This window comes from Pseudomonas sp. Pme6b, assembly GCF_058129925.1.
The window spans coordinates 4,785,940-4,802,129 of the sequence record NZ_CM176704.1; the positions used below are offsets into that span (position 1 = coordinate 4,785,940).

Sequence of the window (16,190 nt, forward strand, 5' to 3'; positions counted from 1 at the left end):
CTGCGCATCGGGGACAACCGTTGAACGCAAATGAATTGCTGGACCCGGCCTATCACTCGTTCATGGATGAGCCTGCGGGTAGCTGGACACATCAGACCCTGCCCGGGATCAGGGCTCGCGTCGGTGCCGCCTGGACGGCAGCCACTGCGGCCCGTAGCGAGCAGCACTGGACCACAGGCGTTTCGGACGTCGGCATCAGGTTATGCCTTTACCGGCCCGGCCCGCCGCTTGAACACCCCACCCCCCCCCCGTCATCCTGTATATCCACGGTGGCGGCTTTGTTCTGGGCAGCCCGGAGATGGCCGATGATTACCTCGCAGAGCTAGCCGTCGAGCTCAAGGCAATCATCGTCGCTGTCGATTATCGGCTCGCCCCCGAGCATCCATTCCCGATCCCGCTGGAAGACTGTTACGCAGCGCTGGAGTGGATATTCAGCCACGGGCCGACGCTGGGCATGAACACCGGTAACCTGGTGATCATGGGCCACAGCGCCGGCGGCGGGCTTGCTGCCGCGCTCGCTCTGCTGGCAAGAAACAAAGGGCTGCGGACACTCGCCGGTCTGGTGCTGATCTACCCCATGCTCGATCACCGCACTGGCGCGCCTGACGCTCCGCCAGCCAACCCGACTACCGGCACTTTCAGCTGGTCGCGCCAGGCCAATCATTTTTGCTGGGAAAGCCTGCGCGGTGCCTACGCACTGGACGATGATCGCAAGACCCTGTTCTCCCCCGCACTGGCCACCGACCTGAGCGATCTGCCGCCCACTTTCATCTGCGTTGGCGCACTCGATCTGTTTCTTGAAGAGGACCTGGCATTCGCACTGACCCTGTCGCGTTCGGGAGTGCCTGTTGAAATGCACGTCTATCCAGGCGTGCCGCATATGTTCGATCAGTTGCCAGGCGAGCAGACCGGACAGGCGACGCAAGATATTGCCCGCGCCGTTCGCAGGATGATCGCCGCAGGGTTATGCGACTAGAATGACGCGCATGTTGCGGTGACGATCGCGAGTGCCATTTCAATGATGCGCTGAATGTGCTTGGCTGAGAGGCTCCCGCAGGGTCACGGCCTCGCCTCTGCTCAGGAATGCACACCTTAAGACTGGAAAAGGGACACGCCTTGATGCTCGCCACGAAACTTCACCTGCTGTGCGGCAAGATCGCATCCGGTAAATCGACACTGGCAAAATCAATCGCGACCGAGCATTCAGCGATCCTGCTCAGTGAAGATCAATGGCTCTCTCGGCTCTACCCTGACGAGATCAAATCAGTGGCGGACTACGTGCGTCTGGCCCATCGGATTCGCGACATCATCGGCCCTCTGGTCATCGACATGCTGAAGTCCGGCATGTGCGTGGTTCTGGATTTCCCAGCCAATACGCTTGCAGACCGCCAATGGCTTCGCAGCCTGGCTGAAGACGCTCAGGTTAAGCATCGACTGCACTATCTCGATGTGGAAGATGATATTTGCCTTGCCAGACTGCATGCTCGTAACGAAACAGCAGAGCATGACTTTGCGGCTACAGATGCGGAGTTCAGGCTGATCACGCGCTACTTCCAGACTCCACACACTGGCGAGGGGCTGGATATTCTGGTTCACCGCCTGTAATTCATCAGAGGGCGCGTGGCGATGTCCTTCTAAGAGTCTGATTTCTGATGCTCCCGCAACAGGCACCCTGCGTAGCCGGTCGGCAAAGATCGGGACAAACGGATGCCTTAACGCCACTCAACAACGAAGCCTGCCATATGAACCTTCGGCCGATATGACGCTCACTTTATAGGTTGCCTTGTCTCATTGCCGAAAGGAACTCGCATGCTTTCAACCTCGCCATCGATCCCTCTTGCCAGTCCTGTCGAGCGTGAACTTAGTCTGCGCGCGGTCATTACCGGGGTCGTGCTCGGTATCCTGTTGACACCTTCCAATGTGTACTCCGGGTTGAAGATTGGCTGGTCGTTCAATATGTCGATCATCGCCTTGTTGATCGGTTATGCGATATGGCAAGGCCTGTCAAAGCGTTCGTCCGCGCACCTACCGTGGACGCTGCATGAGAGCAACATCAATCAGACCGTGGCGTCGGCGGCTGCGTCGATCATTTCCGGTGGGCTGGTCGCGCCGATTCCGGCTTATACCTTGCTGACCGGTCAGCAACTGGATGCCGTCCCGATGATCGCCTGGGTCTTTTCGGTAAGTTTTCTGGGGATCTGGATTGCCTGGTACTTGCGCCCATCACTGCTCAACGACAAGTCGCTGAAGTTTCCCGAAGGCATGGCCACTCTGGAAACCCTGCTACACATCTACAACCATGGGCGCGAAGCCGCAATACGCTTGAAGGTGCTGCTCAGCACCGCGTTGCTGTCTGCGCTGGCCAAGTGGGTCGACACGTTCATATGGGCCTTCCCGCGCTGGTCGCCGAGCGCTCACCTGGAGCGTCTGACCTTTACCGCCGACCCTTCGCTGCTGCTGGTGGGGTTTGGCGCAATTATCGGCATTCGCGTCGGCATGACCCTGCTGCTCGGTGCTCTGCTGGCCTGGGGCGGCGTGGGGCCGTGGCTGCTGGAACAGGGGCTGGTGATATTACCGGCCGACAGCAGCGGCCCGCAGTTCGCAGCACTGGTGGAATGGTTGCTGTGGCCGGGTGTAAGCCTGATGGTCTGCTCGACCCTGGCCTCATTGGTGATTCGTTTGTGGGCACTGCACAAATCCACCAGAGCCAGTGGCGGGACGACGTGGTCAATGCCAAAGGCAGGGCCTGCCGCCGGTTTCGTACTGGCGATCATATTGGTCGTTAGCCTGCAGGCGCTGTTGTTCGGCATTAACCTGTGGATGGCGTTGCTGACCATTCCCCTGGCAATCTGCCTGGCGGCCGTGGCGGCTCGAGTGGTCGGTGCCACCGGCATTCCTCCCATTGGGGCAATCGGGCAGTTATCCCAACTGAGCTTCGGCATCGTCGCGCCCGGGCAGGTGCCGATCAACCTGATGAGCGCCAACACGGCCGGAGGTTCTGCCGGGCAATGCACGGACCTGATGAACGACTTCAAGGTCGGCCGGGCGATTGGCGCCACACCGCGTAAACAGTTGATCGCCCAGACACTGGGGATTTTCGTCGGCAGCATCGTCGGCGTCCTGGCTTACATGGCGCTGATCCCGGACCCGCAATCGATGCTGCTTACCGAAGAATGGCCCGCCCCGGCGGTAGCCACCTGGAAAGCCGTCGCGCAAACGCTGACCCACGGCCTGGATTCATTGTCAGCGAGTATCCGCTGGGCAATTTTCATCGGCGGGCTGGCGGGGTTGTTGCTGGGCATCCTCGACAGCACGTTACCCGCCCATCGCACCCGGTACATGCCGAGCGCCGCCGCCCTGGGCCTGGCTTTTGTCCTGCCAGCCTCAGTATCTCTGATGATGGCCCTTGGCGCGGTGCTCACCTGGCTGGTGAACTGTCGCTGGCCGTCCCTTACAGAACGCTTCGCCATTACCGCAGCGGCAGGCCTGATTGCCGGAGAGAGCATCACCGGTGTCGGGGCGTCGCTGTGGCAGATGGTTGGAAACGTAGGGTAATCGACGCGTGTATGAGCAGATATTCCAGCTGGTATCATCCACGCATCTGCAAGCGAGTTGAAGAGCATGAATCGTCGTAAAAAAATACAGCAGCTACTGAAAGCCCACGCAAAAAAGGCCAGCGCAAAACTGGCCCCGCAGAGCAAGGCCAAATACATCAGCAAGGCCGACCGCTTGAAGCTGGCGGCCGAAGCGGATCAGGACTCGATAAGCCTGTCCGAAGGCTGACCGGCAACGTACGCGCCTTGGCGACGCAGAGCGTGCGGAACGATCATCGCAACTATCGTGCGGCGCTCCGCGTCGCATGCCGTTCCGGGCTGCGTTACCACGCTGGAGCATGGGAACGAGAGGTGTCCGGGAGAACACTTCTCGTGACTATGCGCGGCGCAAACGCCTCTGGCATGGCGGTTACTTGGCGAAAGAATATTCCCCACCCTGCTCCAAAGCCTTGCGGTACGCAGGCCTGCTCTGCAGTCTTTCAACCCACGCCGTCACATTCGGGTACGGCTGCAGCATTCCCTGAGCCTTGGCGAACTCGCCAATGAAGCTCATCTGAATATCCGCGCCACTCAGATCTTCTCCCAACAGATAAGGCGTCAACCCCAGAGAGTCGTTCAGGTAACCCAGATAATTGGCCAGCTCTGACTGGATTCGCGGATGCAGCGGTGCGCCAGCGTCACCCAGACGTCCTACGTACAGGTTGAGCATCAGCGGGAGAATGGCCGAGCCTTCCGCGAAATGCAGCCATTGCACGTACTCATCGTAGGTAGCGCTGGCCGGGTCCGGCTGCAGACGACCGTCGCCATGACGGCGAATCAGGTAGTCGACAATGGCACCGGACTCGATGACGACATGCGGGCCATCTTCGATGACAGGTGATTTGCCCAGCGGATGCACGGTCTTGAGCTCGGGTGGCGCAAGGTTGGTTTTCGGGTCGCGCTGATAACGCTTGATCTCGTAGGGCAGGTCGAGCTCTTCGAGCAGCCACAAAATGCGCTGCGAACGTGAGTTGTTCAGGTGGTGGACAGTGATCATGTCGGGCTCCGCGGGGTGAAAGTGTCTAGAAAAGACTGCGCTGCCACCGGGGAGTGCCCTGAAATGCTGTTACTTCCACGAGCGTGCCGGAAAGACTGCGCTGATGAGCTAGGCACCGATGAAAATTTCAGGCGCCTCTGTCACTGGAGACGGCCGCTGGCCCGCCACGAAGTTCTCGCTCCACTGCGGCTTTATCAATGACCGACCAGACGCTGACAATCTTGCCGTCGCTGAATGTGTAGAACACGTTTTCAGAAAAGGTAATACGCTGGCCATGCGCATCCAGCCCCAGAAATCGCCCCTGCGGCGAGCAGTTGAATATCAGGCGGGCAGCAACCTGTGACGCCTCAACCACCAGCAAGTCAATGTTGAAACGCAGGTCAGGGATAATCCTGACGTCGTTTTCCAGCATCGCCCGGTAGCCGGCCACGCTGATCCGCTCGCCGTTGTATTGCACATCGTCGTCGACGAAATCGCCGAGATCCTGCCAGCGGCGTTCGTTAAGACAGGCGATGTAAGCTCGATATTGCTCGGCCAGATTCATGGTGCGCCCTCCTGTTCAAAAAATACTTGAAGCAGCCTTTTTAAGGGGATGCTTCAAAAGATATGCGCTTCTGCGCATCTGAATGCGCTCAGGCCAACGCCTCGGCCGGACCAAAAAACTCATAATGGCTCTGCCGGTCCGGAACACCCAGCTCGTGCAGCGCGCGCTTGATGAACACCATGAACGGCTTCGGACCAAGAAAGTATGCCTCGACATCCGTGTCCTCCGGCAACCATTGCTGCAGATGCTCCGTCGAAGCAAGCCCCGTCACGGTATTTGCCGGTACATCACCGGCCGTAGCTTCGCTGTAAACCACGTGCGCCGCAAACTGCGCATATCGCTCGCGCCAATCATCAATGACCGCCTGGAACGCCTGCACGCTGGCATTACGCGCGTAGTGGATAAACACGACGTGTCGGCCACCTGCCTGCAACGCCGCTTCCGCCATGGCCAGCGTCGGGGTGATGCCGACACCGCCGCTGATCAGTACCAGCGGTTTGCTGCCTTCGACAAGCACGAACTCGCCAGAGGGCGGGAACAATTCTACGGTGTCGTCCACTGCGACCTGATCGTGCAGGTAACCGGACGCAACGCCCCCCTGCTCTCGCTTGACGCTGATGCGATAGCTCACACCGTTGGCAGGCGCAGAGAGCGAGTAATTTCTACGAATTTCTCCGCCTTCGGTGTTCAACCGGATACCGATGTACTGACCGGGCTTGTGCGCGATGACCGGTTTACCATCAACAGGCTGCAGGTAGAACGACATGATCTCGCTGCTTTCCGGCACCTTGCGAACAACCTTGAACAGCCGTCCGCCACGCCAGCCACCCGGTGCTGCGGCGATGCTTTCATACACATCGCGCTCGGCATTGATCAGCATGTCAGCCAGTTGCTGATACGCCGCAGCCCATGCATCGATCACTGCATCCGTTGCGATCTCTGCGCCCAGCACTTCGCGAATGGCGCGCAGCAGGCAGGCACCGACAACCGGATAATGCTCCGGCAGTATCTGCAGCGCGACATGTTTGTTGACGATCTGCGCCGCCAGCGGCCCGAGGTTTTCGAGGCGATCAATATTGCGCGCGTACATCAACACCGCATTGGCCAGCGCCCGTGGCTGTGCGCCACTAGCCTGGTTGGCCTGATTGAACAGCGGACGAACCTGAGGATATTCATCGAGCATGATGCGATAGAAATGAGTGGTCAGTGCCTCGCCGCCTGTTTCAAGGATCGGTACGGTGGCTTTGATGATGTCGCGATGGGCAGTGCTGAGCATGATCCACTCCAGAGTGTGCAGTTTCGTTCATGGAGTCAGAGCAACGCGCGTGCCAGATAAAAACCTCTTTAAAATCAATTAATAGCAGACTTACCAGTCAAAAAGACTGAGTCTTATTGACCAAAAAAATGGAAAAATATGGTCATTATGACCAGACGCAGTTAATCGTTTCAGCCATCCTCGCACGCAGAGCGCCTTCAAGAATTCAATCCCGACCGGGTTTGTAGGGAACTAGCGCGCAACACATCGCCCTAAGCCTGACATCTACGTACTGGCGCGACGCTGGTTTCAAACGAAGGACTTCAGATTCATGTCTTCAAGTAGCACCTCAGCAGCGGCCGATCCGCAAGGTCGGCAAAGCGCTTCACCGAATCGACTCATTTTTATATCCGTGCTCGTGGCCACCATGGGTGCGCTGGCGTTCGGCTATGACACCGGCATCATCGCCGGTGCATTGCCTTTCATGACGCTCCCCACCGATCAGGGCGGGCTGGGCCTGGATGCCTACAGCGAAGGAATGATCACCGCCTCACTGATCGTCGGCGCTGCGTTTGGCTCGCTTGCCAGCGGCTACATCTCCGACCGTTTCGGACGCCGTCTGACCTTGCGCCTGTTGTCGGTGCTGTTCATTGCTGGCGCACTGGGCACGGCCATCGCGCCTTCCATTCCGTTCATGGTTGCTGCGCGCTTCCTGCTGGGTATCGCAGTGGGTGGCGGCTCGGCTACGGTGCCGGTGTTCATTGCCGAAATCGCCGGGCCGTCGCGTCGTGCGCGACTGGTCAGCCGTAACGAACTGATGATCGTCAGCGGCCAGTTGCTCGCCTACGTTCTAAGCGCGGTCATGGCCGCTCTGCTGCACACACCTGGCATCTGGCGCTACATGCTGGCCATCGCCATGGTCCCGGGAGTGTTGCTGCTGGTCGGTACATTCTTCGTACCGCCGTCGCCGCGCTGGCTGGCGTCCAAAGGCCGCTTCGATGAAGCGCAGGATGTGCTGGAGCAACTGCGCACCAACAAGCAGGATGCGCAGCGCGAAGTGGACGAGATGAAAGCGCAGGACGAGGAGGCTCGTCACCGCCCGAAAGCCAGGGAGTTGCTGCGTCAGGGCTGGGTGATCAAGTTGTTGCTGATCGGCATCGGTCTAGGCTTTACCGCGCAGCTCACAGGCGTTAACGCCTTTATGTACTACACCCCGATCATTCTCAAGAATACCGGCATGGGCACCAACGCCGCGCTGACCGCCACCATCGGCAACGGCGTGGTATCGGTTATCGCGACCCTGCTCGGCATTTGGGCGATTGGCCGTTATGGCCGTCGGCACTTGCTGATGACCGGGCTGGTGATGGTCATCCTGATGCAGGCAGCGCTGGGTTGCGTGTTGCAATTCATGCCGCAGAACCTGACCCAGAGCTACACCGCCCTCGCCTGCATTCTGGTGTTCCTGCTGTTCATGCAGATGTGCATCTCGCCGGTCTACTGGCTGCTGATGTCGGAATTGTTCCCGATGCAGGTGCGCGGATTGCTGACCGGCACAGCGGTATCGATGCAATGGCTGTTCAACGCATCGGTGGCATTCACCTTCCCGATTGCAGTCGATACCATCGGCAACCCGACGTTCTTCATCTTTGCGGCCATCAACGTCGGCTCGTTGATATTTGTCTTCCTGTGCCTTCCGGAAACCAAAGGCAAATCGCTTGAGCAGATCGAGAAGCATCTGAAAAAGGAGCTGTAACGGCTGACCGGATGAGGCCATCAACGGCCTCATCTACCCTCCAGGCAGATCAGCGCACCAGCATCGACGCTGCCGCCGCTACCATGATTGCTGCCGCACCGCGAAACAGTTTCCTTTGAGCACGCTCACTCGACAATAAATGTCGAATGCGCAATGCGGCAAATATGAACACTGCCCCTACCCCCAGCAGTACCAGTACAGTCAGCGGCACCAGAACCAACCCCCACGTCTGCAAAGAAACCGTTTCGAGATTGATGACCAACGGTAAAAGCGCCAGATAAAAGGCAATGGTCTTGGGGTTGCCCAAGGTGATGGTCAATCCTGAAGCGACCGCAGACAGCAACTCTTTTTTCTTTGCTGATTTTCCGATTTCTATGGCTTGATGGTCTGCGAACCAGAACTGCCAGGCCAGGTAGCACAAATAAATCGCGGCCCCCCAACGCACGACCTGAAACAACGCATTGAAGTGTTCGGCAATCATTGCAAGGCCGAATACCGCAAATGACAGATAGGTCAGATCCCCCAGGATGAGACCGGCCAGCAGGCAGAAGCCTGACAGCGCACCGCCACTGACACTGCGCGCAACCAGCGCAGCCATGCCAGGGCCGGGAATGGCTGCGGCAATGCCCAGCGCTGCCGAGTACGTAAGAACCTGAGTCAGATCCAGCATGTAGCACTCCTTGAAATGTAACAGCCAGCTTGAATACAGAGCCTGCTCAAGCTCCATGTTCAAAAATACTACGCGCTTGAAGCCGGAAAAAATCACCTGTTCTTACTGGCTGAGCGGCTGAAATCGGTATAAGTTTCCCCATCCAGGCGGAGTAACGGTATTTATGACCTCACCGACGTTAAGCTCAATTGATATGAGGATCCTCACGGCCCTGCAACAGGACGGCCGGATCACCAATCAGACCCTGGCCGATCAGATCGGCATGTCTGCCTCGCCCTGCTGGCGACGGGTCAAACAACTTGAAGAGCATCGCTATGTGCTGGGTTACAGAGCGGTGCTGGACCGTCGCAAGATCGGGCTGGGTGTCATGGTGTTCATTCGGGTCAGCATCGACTCTCACAGTGAAGCCGAGGCAAGAAAATTCGAGCAGGAAGTCATGCAACTGGAGAACGTCGTGGCGTGCTACAGCATCGGCGGAGATGCCGACTTTCTGCTTCAGGTGGTGGCACGCGACCTGGATTCTTTTGCCGACTTCGCCATGACGGTGGTCAGAAGGCTCCCCGGGATTAAAGAGATGCAGAGCATGTTCGTCTTGAAGGAGATAAAGCCTTTCGTCTCATTTCCGGTCAAACCTGCGGCCTGACCGCATCAGGCTTAGGCCCTGGATGGCAAGTTCGGGTCAGCAAACATGCATCGCCTGCAAACATCAAACAATCGATCGTTTTCAATAAAGGAATAGTCATGTCCACGACCGAGCAAGCCACTGTGACTTTCGACAGTGCCATCCCGATCCTGCGGATGTTCGACGAACGCAAAGCGCGTGAGTTCTACCTCGACTTTCTCGGTTTCAGCGTCGAATTCGAGCATCGTTTCGAGGCCGATCTGCCGTTGTATCTGGGGATCAGCCGCAATGGCCTGCATTTGCACCTTTCCGAACATCACGGCGACGCCTGTCCGGGGGCTGCGGTGTTTATTCCCACTCAAAACATCGAGCAATTGCGCGATGAGCTGCTTGGCAAGCAGTACGGTTATGCACGACCCGACATTGTTCAGCAGGGCTGGGGCCAGGTACTTGAAGTCTGCGATCCGTTCGGCAACCGCATCAGGTTCTGCCAGAGTTGAGGCAAACGCATTAACGTCAGCGGAGACCGATAAACCGGTTGTCCGGCTGACGCCACCACTGCCTGCACAATGGATATGCCGTGATCCATCGTTGTGCACATTGCCGCGTTCAAGCGCAAAGATGACGCATGACTGCGTCAAAAAACTTCGCTAACAGCCTTTAATCCCCTGCCAATCCGCCTTCGGTCAACCTTGGCCCATAACGTGCAAACGTGCCAGCTCATCTTGTATACATGAATGAACACCACTATGACCGCACTCGATATTTCCCAACTTCAGTCGGCGTTACATTCAGGTCAAACAACCCTGACGGCACTTGTGCAAACCCTGACGGCGCACATCGATGCGGATGACCGGGCGGAAGTCTGGATTCATCGCGTGCCCGTGACGCAGCTTCTTGAAAGGGCGAAGACACTGGAAAGCATTGCCGCAGAAGCGGGCGATTCGGTCTATGAGCAACTGCCGCTGTTCGGCGTGCCGTTTGCGGTCAAGGACAATTTTGACGTGGCCGGAATGCCGACCACGGCTGCGTGCCCGGCTTTCGCCTACACGCCCAAGGAAAATGCTCACGTCGTCCAGCTACTGCTCGACAGTGGCGCGATACTGATGGGCAAGACCAATCTCGATCAATTCGCCACCGGTCTGGTGGGTGTCCGCTCGCCCTACGGGGCCGTGCGCAATGCCCACGACCCGGCCTACGTCAGCGGCGGTTCAAGCTCCGGCTCGGCGGTTGCCGTCGCGCGTGGCTACGTGAGTTTTGCACTGGGCACGGACACGGCAGGATCAGGCAGAGTACCCGCCGGTTTCAACGGTATCGTGGGGCTCAAGCCCAGCCTTGGCCTGTTCAGCAGCCGAGGCGTCGTGCCTGCCTGCCGCACGCTGGACTGCCCGTCGATATTTGCCGGGGATGTGCTACAAGCCTGGCAAGTGGCGCAGGTCATCGCGGCTTACGATCCGCTCGACCCGGCCAGTGTGGCCGTGCAGGCATTGGCGGTGCAGCGCAGGGCTCGGCGTGTCGCGGTGCCAAGGCACTGCGAGTTCTTCGGTGATGCTCAGGCGCAAACGGCTTACATCAAAACCCTGGAAGCCCTGCAAAGCGACCCGCTGGTGACTATCGAACCCATCGACTTCGATGTCTTCGCCGAGGCCGCGGCCCTGCTGTACCAAGGCCCATGGGTGGCCGAGCGGCGGGCAGCAGTAGGCAGATTCTTTACCACCCATGCTGACGATATTCATCAAGTGGTGCGCGGCATCCTGCAGAGCGCCGCTTCGTTTGATGCCGTGGACACATTCAATGCCCGCTATCGACTGGCGGAACTGACGCGAACAGCCCAGCAATTGCTGGCCGGGGTCGATGTGCTGGTGGTCCCGACGGCGCCCTGCATGCCGACCATTGATGCAGTGCTCGCCAACCCGGTCGAGCTCAATTCACAGCTCGGCTATTACACCAACTTCGTTAACCTGATGAATATGTGCGCCCTCGCCGTCCCGACAGAGCGCCGTGCCGACGGTTTGCCTGCAGGCATCACGCTGATCGGCCCCGCTGGTGCCGACCAACGCCTGGCAGAAATAGCCGCAGCCTGGCAGCCACTCTTCGGCAAGGCAGACCAGAGCGAAGCCGTCGCGATGGCACCCCTGCCCCGCAACAGCCCTGTCGTGCAGGTCGCGGTTGTCGGCGCGCACCTCGTCGGCCAGCCGCTCAACTGGCAATTGCTCGAAGGCAGTGCCCGTCTGCTGCGTACCACAACCACCAGCGCAGATTACCGGTTGTATGCACTGGCCGGGACTTCGCCACCGAAGCCGGGCTTGGTGCGTGTGCCTGAACAGGGCGAGCGCATCGAAGTCGAGGTCTGGGAAATGCCGCTGAACCTGTTCGGGGCCTTCGTCGCCGCGATTCCCGCGCCATTGGGCATCGGTTCTCTGCAATTGGCCGACGGCCAGTGGGTCAAGGGTTTCATCTGTGAGCCAGCCGGCCTTGAGGGCGCGCTGGACATCACTGATTTCAAAGGCTGGCGCGCCTACCGCGCCGCGCACACATCTTCCATCGCTCATTGATCAGGGGTAGCACGCATGTCGAACGTTGATCGTCGCAGTTTCATCAAGTTGGCAGGCATTATCGGCCTGAGCGCAGCACTGCCGTTTGGTCGTGCCTACTCAGCCGACGCGCCGCTGGTGGTGGGTTTCATCTACGTCGGCGCTCGCGACGACTTTGGCTACAACCAGGCCCACGCCCAAGCAGCAGCCATCATCAAGACGCTGCCCAACGTCAAAGTGATCGAAGAGGAAAACGTCCCGGAAACCGTGGCCGTGCAGAAGACCATGGAAGCCATGATCCGTCAGGACGGTGCGACACTGATTTTCCCGACCTCATTCGGCTACTTCGAGCCGCATGTGGTCAAGGTCGCGAAAAAGTACCCGGACGTGCGCTTCGCGCATTGCGGCGGCCTCTGGCAGAAAGGTAAGGACCCGATCAACGCGGGCAGCTTTTTCGGTTACATCGACGAAGCGCAATACCTGAACGGCGTGATAGCCGGGCACATGAGCAAGAGCAAAAAACTCGGTTTCGTGGCCGCCAAGCCTGTGCCTCAGGTACTGCGCAACCTGAACGCGTTCGCCATGGGTGCCCGCTCGGTCGACCCGAGCATCGTGACCACGGTGATCTTCACCGGTGACTGGTCGCTGCCGGTCAAGGAAGCAGAAGCTGCCAACGGCCTGATCGACCAGGGCTGTGACGTACTTACCTGTCATGTCGACGGCCCCAAGGTGATCGTCGAGACGGCTGAAAAGCGCGGTGTGATGACCTGTGGCTACCACGCCAGCCAGGCCGCGCTGGCACCAAAAGGTTACCTGACCGGTGCCGAATGGAATTGGGAAACACCTTATCGCGCCCATGTCGCGGCAGCCCAGAGCGGCGCGCCGATGATCAACTTCCTGCGTGGCGGGCTCAAGGAAGGCTTCGTCAAGACTTCCGCCTATGGGCCTGCGGTAACAGACGACGCCAAACAGAAAGCGGATGCCATCAAGGCGCAAATGATGGCCGGGCAGTTCGTGATCTTCAAAGGCCCGCTCAAGGACAACAAAGGCGCAGTGGTGATTGCCGATGGTGTGTCACAAGGCCAGACCGACATCGCCCTGGAGAGCATGAATTACCTGGTCGAAGGTGTACTTGGCCAGCTCTGAGGAATGTTCATGAGCCTATCCATTAGTCTGCGTCGCCTCGCCAGCGCGCTGTTGCCGGGGCTGCCTACGGTGTTGGCGGTGTTTTCCTCGTGCGTGCTGTTCGGGCTGTTTCTGGCGGTTCAGGGCAAACCTGCCTGGCAAGCCCTGCAACTGGTCGGCGAAGGCGCGTTTGGTTCATGGTTCGCCCTGGAAAATACCTTGCAGCGTGCAGCGCCATTGATGTTGACCGCACTCTGTGTGGCCCTGCCCGCCCGGGCCGGGCTGATCATTATTGGCGGCGAAGGCGCGCTGGTACTGGGCGGTCTGGCAGCGGCAGTGACACCCTTGTGGCTCGGCCCTTTGTCACCCGGGGTGATGCTCGTCTGCATGGCCCTGGCCGCAATGAGCGTCGGCGCGCTGTGGATCGGTCTGAGTGGCTGGATGCGCCAGCGTCGCGGAGTCAACGAAACGATCAGCAGTCTGCTGCTTTCCTACATCGCTCTGGCGCTGTTCCGGCAGTTGGTGGAAGGGCCGTTACGCGATCCGGCAAGCCTGAACAAGCCTTCGACTCCACCGCTGGACGATGCCTATAGGCTCGGCACGATCAGCGACGGTTTCGAGGTGCATTGGGGACTGGTGGCGGGCGTGGTCGCGTGTCTGCTGGCCTATGTGCTGGTGCGCCACAGCATCAAGGGTTTTGCCCTCGCCGTGGTCGGCGGCAACGTACGCACGGCGTTGATGATCGGTCTTCCGGTAGACCGCTTGATCCTGCTTAGTTGCCTGCTGGGCGGCGCGGCAGCGGGTCTGGCCGGAATGTTCGAGGTCACTGCTGTGCAGGGCAGCGCCAACGCCGCGCTGATTGCCGGCTACGGCACCAGCGGCATCCTGGTCGCCTTTGCCGCACGCCATCATCCGCTGGCCATTATCGTTTGTGCCATTTTGCTGGGTGGTCTGGAAGCCAGTGGTGGGCTGCTGCAACGACGGCTTGGCCTGCCAGACGCCACCACGCTGATTCTTGAAGGTCTGCTGTTCACCAATCTGCTGCTCTGGGAAGCCCTGGGTGGGCGTATCGCCGCCTGGAAGATCAGGCTGACGGCGTCGCCCGCGTCACTCGACAAGGGAGCACTGCAACATGGCTGATATCGACCTGACTACCTTTCTCCTCGCCCTGCTAGCCGGAGCTATCCGCGTCGGCACACCTTTTTTGTTCGTCAGCCTGGGCGAATGCCTGACCGAGAAAAGTGGCCGGATCAATCTGGGGCTGGAAGGCATTCTGGTTGCCGGCGCGATGTCCGGATACGCCGTGGCGTGCCTGAGCGGCTCGGCGTGGCTGGGCCTTGGCGCTGCCGCCGGGGTCGGCATTTTATTGGGGCTGCTGCACGGCTTGGCGTGCTCGTTACCTCGGGTCAACGACATCGCGTTCGGCATCGCGCTGATTCTGCTCGGCACCGGGCTGGCGTTTTTTCTAGGCAAGGCGTTTATCCAGCCGCAAGCGCCCATGCTGCCTTCATTGGCGCTGGGTGCCTGGAGCGACGAAGAACGGGTGCGTTCGGCGCTGAAAATCAATGTGCTGTTCTTCGTCGGCGCAGCGCTGGCATTCGTACTGCACTGGGGGCTGCGCACCACACGCTGGGGGCTGATGCTGCGCCTGGTCGGAGACCACGCCGAAACCGCTCAGGCGCTGGGCTATCGACCGCTCAAGGTGCGCATTCTGGCGACAGCGGTCGGCGGCGGATTGGCCGGAATAGGCGGCGCTTACCTGTCGCTTTACTACCCCGGCAGCTGGAATGAAGGGCTGTCCAGCGGGCAAGGATTGATGGCCGTCGCGCTGGTGATCTTTGCCCGCTGGCGTCCACTGGCGTGCCTGTGGGCGTCGTTGCTGTTCGGCGCTGCCGGAGCCATCGGCCCGGCCCTGCAAGCGGTCGGTATCAGCACCGGCTACTACCTGTTTGCCGCAGCACCTTATGCGCTGACGCTGGTGGTGATGTATGCCACTTGCCGCCGTGGTCGCACCCTGAACGGCGCACCTGGCGAGCTCAGCCTGACGCGATGAACTGATCTTTTCGAGGAGGCATGCACATGGCCAGTGGTCTTGGTGGTTTGAACAAGTCGCCCAATGGTGTGGTGATCGGCCTGGCGCAACTGGCGCTGCCTGATCCGCACACCCGTGAGGCGTTGTGGGCACAAACGCAGAAAGTGGTCAGCATGGTGGCCAAGGCGCGACGCAGCAATCCGGGCATGGACCTGATCGTGTTTCCCGAGTACTCCTTGCATGGCCTGTCGATGAGCACCGCGCCAGAGATCATGTGCAGCCTCGACGGGCCGGAAGTAATGGCGCTGCGCGAGGCGTGCCGGGAGCAGCACATATGGGGTTGTTTCTCGATCATGGAGGCCAACCCGCACGGCAATCCATTCAACAGCGGCCTGATCGTCGACGATCTCGGCGAGATTCGCCTGTATTACCGCAAGCTCCATCCGTGGGTGCCGGTCGAGCCCTGGGAACCTGGCGATCTGGGTATTCCGGTCTGCGATGGGCCGCGTGGCAGCAAGCTGGCGCTGATCATCTGTCACGACGGCATGTTTCCGGAAATGGCCCGCGAGTGCGCCTACAAGGGTGCCGACATCATGCTGCGCACCGCGGGTTACACCGCACCGATCCGTCACTCGTGGAAGATCACCAACCAGAGCAATGCCTTCACCAACCTGATGCAGACCGCAAGCGTCTGTATGTGTGGCTCCGACGGCACGTTCGATTCCATGGGCGAGGCCATGTTCGTCGATTTCGACGGCACGATCATGGCTGAAGGCGGCGGTCGGGCCGACGAAATCGTCTGCTGCGAACTACGCCCCGATCTGGTCCGTGAGGCCCGTGTGCACTGGGGCGTGGAGAACAATATCTATCAATTCGGCCATCGCGGCTATGTGGCGGTCAAGGGTGGCGCGCGCGACTGTCCTTACACCTATATGCATGATCTGACCGCAGGCCAGTACCGTCTGCCGTGGGAAGGCGATGTCGTACATACCGATGGCGGCTCGTGCGGTTTTGCGGCTCCCCAGCGTGACTTCAAACCCACCCCCAGCAGCTGGAAGGAATAAC

General features: G+C 59.6%; 15 protein-coding genes and 1 pseudogene. 12 read left to right on the plus strand and 4 right to left on the minus strand.

What is annotated here, in order from left to right; translation table 11 throughout:
* Positions 1 to 20 precede the first annotated feature (20 nt).
* The 4 genes and pseudogenes from AC4ANE_RS21715 (at position 21) to AC4ANE_RS21730 (ending at position 3,783) form a co-directional block, all read left to right on the plus strand.
* Positions 21 to 976: pseudogene (locus AC4ANE_RS21715) on the plus strand (alpha/beta hydrolase).
* Between the two features lie 143 nt (positions 977 to 1,119).
* Positions 1,120 to 1,605, plus strand: a complete 486-nt coding sequence (locus tag AC4ANE_RS21720) for a P-loop nucleotide/nucleoside kinase family protein (protein ID WP_031595635.1) — start codon at positions 1,120 to 1,122, stop codon at positions 1,603 to 1,605.
* Positions 1,606 to 1,809: 204 nt separating this feature from the next.
* Positions 1,810 to 3,555, plus strand: coding sequence for an OPT family oligopeptide transporter (locus tag AC4ANE_RS21725; RefSeq protein ID WP_002552383.1), 1,746 nt, complete (start codon positions 1,810 to 1,812; stop codon positions 3,553 to 3,555).
* Between the two features lie 66 nt (positions 3,556 to 3,621).
* Entirely contained in the window at positions 3,622 to 3,783 is a 162-nt protein-coding gene (locus AC4ANE_RS21730; RefSeq protein WP_002552382.1) for a DUF2986 domain-containing protein, read from the plus strand.
* A 180-nt stretch (positions 3,784 to 3,963) separates the two neighbouring features.
* On the opposite strand, the gene AC4ANE_RS21735 is transcribed toward AC4ANE_RS21730, so the two are convergent.
* The 3 genes from AC4ANE_RS21735 to hmpA all read right to left on the minus strand — a co-directional run bounded on the left by AC4ANE_RS21735 (position 3,964) and on the right by hmpA (position 6,410).
* Entirely contained in the window at positions 3,964 to 4,590 is a 627-nt protein-coding gene (locus AC4ANE_RS21735) for a glutathione S-transferase family protein (RefSeq protein ID WP_002552381.1), read from the minus strand.
* Positions 4,591 to 4,717: 127 nt separating this feature from the next.
* Entirely contained in the window at positions 4,718 to 5,134 is a 417-nt protein-coding gene (locus AC4ANE_RS21740) for an ester cyclase (protein WP_002552380.1), read from the minus strand.
* An 88-nt stretch (positions 5,135 to 5,222) separates the two neighbouring features.
* A complete protein-coding gene (gene hmpA, locus AC4ANE_RS21745) occupies positions 5,223 to 6,410 on the minus strand; it encodes an NO-inducible flavohemoprotein (protein WP_031595633.1) in 1,188 nt (395 codons plus the stop codon).
* A gap of 310 nt (positions 6,411 to 6,720) precedes the next feature.
* On the opposite strand from hmpA, the gene AC4ANE_RS21750 reads away from it, so the two are divergent.
* Positions 6,721 to 8,142 (plus strand): sugar porter family MFS transporter, encoded by a 1,422-nt coding sequence (locus tag AC4ANE_RS21750; RefSeq protein ID WP_002552378.1) that lies wholly within the window; start codon positions 6,721 to 6,723, stop codon positions 8,140 to 8,142.
* A gap of 49 nt (positions 8,143 to 8,191) precedes the next feature.
* Here AC4ANE_RS21750 and AC4ANE_RS21755 read toward each other — a convergent pair whose 3' ends face one another.
* Positions 8,192 to 8,812, minus strand: coding sequence for a LysE family translocator (locus AC4ANE_RS21755; RefSeq protein WP_002552377.1), 621 nt, complete (start codon positions 8,810 to 8,812; stop codon positions 8,192 to 8,194).
* A 163-nt stretch (positions 8,813 to 8,975) separates the two neighbouring features.
* Here AC4ANE_RS21755 and AC4ANE_RS21760 point away from each other — a divergent pair, with 163 nt between their 5' ends.
* The 7 genes from AC4ANE_RS21760 (at position 8,976) to AC4ANE_RS21790 (ending at position 16,189) form a co-directional block, all read left to right on the plus strand.
* Complete coding sequence (locus tag AC4ANE_RS21760) at positions 8,976 to 9,455, plus strand: Lrp/AsnC family transcriptional regulator (RefSeq protein ID WP_002552376.1); 480 nt, start codon at positions 8,976 to 8,978, stop codon at positions 9,453 to 9,455.
* A 98-nt stretch (positions 9,456 to 9,553) separates the two neighbouring features.
* Positions 9,554 to 9,934 (plus strand): glyoxalase superfamily protein, encoded by a 381-nt coding sequence (locus AC4ANE_RS21765; protein WP_002552375.1) that lies wholly within the window; start codon positions 9,554 to 9,556, stop codon positions 9,932 to 9,934.
* A gap of 249 nt (positions 9,935 to 10,183) precedes the next feature.
* On the plus strand, positions 10,184 to 11,989 hold the full coding sequence (gene atzF, locus AC4ANE_RS21770; RefSeq protein WP_002552374.1) for an allophanate hydrolase: 1,806 nt from the start codon (positions 10,184 to 10,186) through the stop codon (positions 11,987 to 11,989).
* Positions 11,990 to 12,004: 15 nt separating this feature from the next.
* Complete coding sequence (locus AC4ANE_RS21775) at positions 12,005 to 13,114, plus strand: BMP family ABC transporter substrate-binding protein (RefSeq protein ID WP_002552373.1); 1,110 nt, start codon at positions 12,005 to 12,007, stop codon at positions 13,112 to 13,114.
* A gap of 9 nt (positions 13,115 to 13,123) precedes the next feature.
* On the plus strand, positions 13,124 to 14,233 hold the full coding sequence (locus AC4ANE_RS21780) for an ABC transporter permease (protein ID WP_002552372.1): 1,110 nt from the start codon (positions 13,124 to 13,126) through the stop codon (positions 14,231 to 14,233).
* Positions 14,226 to 15,146, plus strand: coding sequence for an ABC transporter permease (locus AC4ANE_RS21785; RefSeq protein WP_002552371.1), 921 nt, complete (start codon positions 14,226 to 14,228; stop codon positions 15,144 to 15,146). Before AC4ANE_RS21780 ends, AC4ANE_RS21785 begins: the two co-directional genes overlap by 8 nt.
* Positions 15,147 to 15,172: 26 nt before the next feature.
* Positions 15,173 to 16,189, plus strand: coding sequence for a formamidase (locus tag AC4ANE_RS21790; protein ID WP_002552370.1), 1,017 nt, complete (start codon positions 15,173 to 15,175; stop codon positions 16,187 to 16,189).
* The last annotated feature ends 1 nt before the right edge of the window (position 16,190 follow it).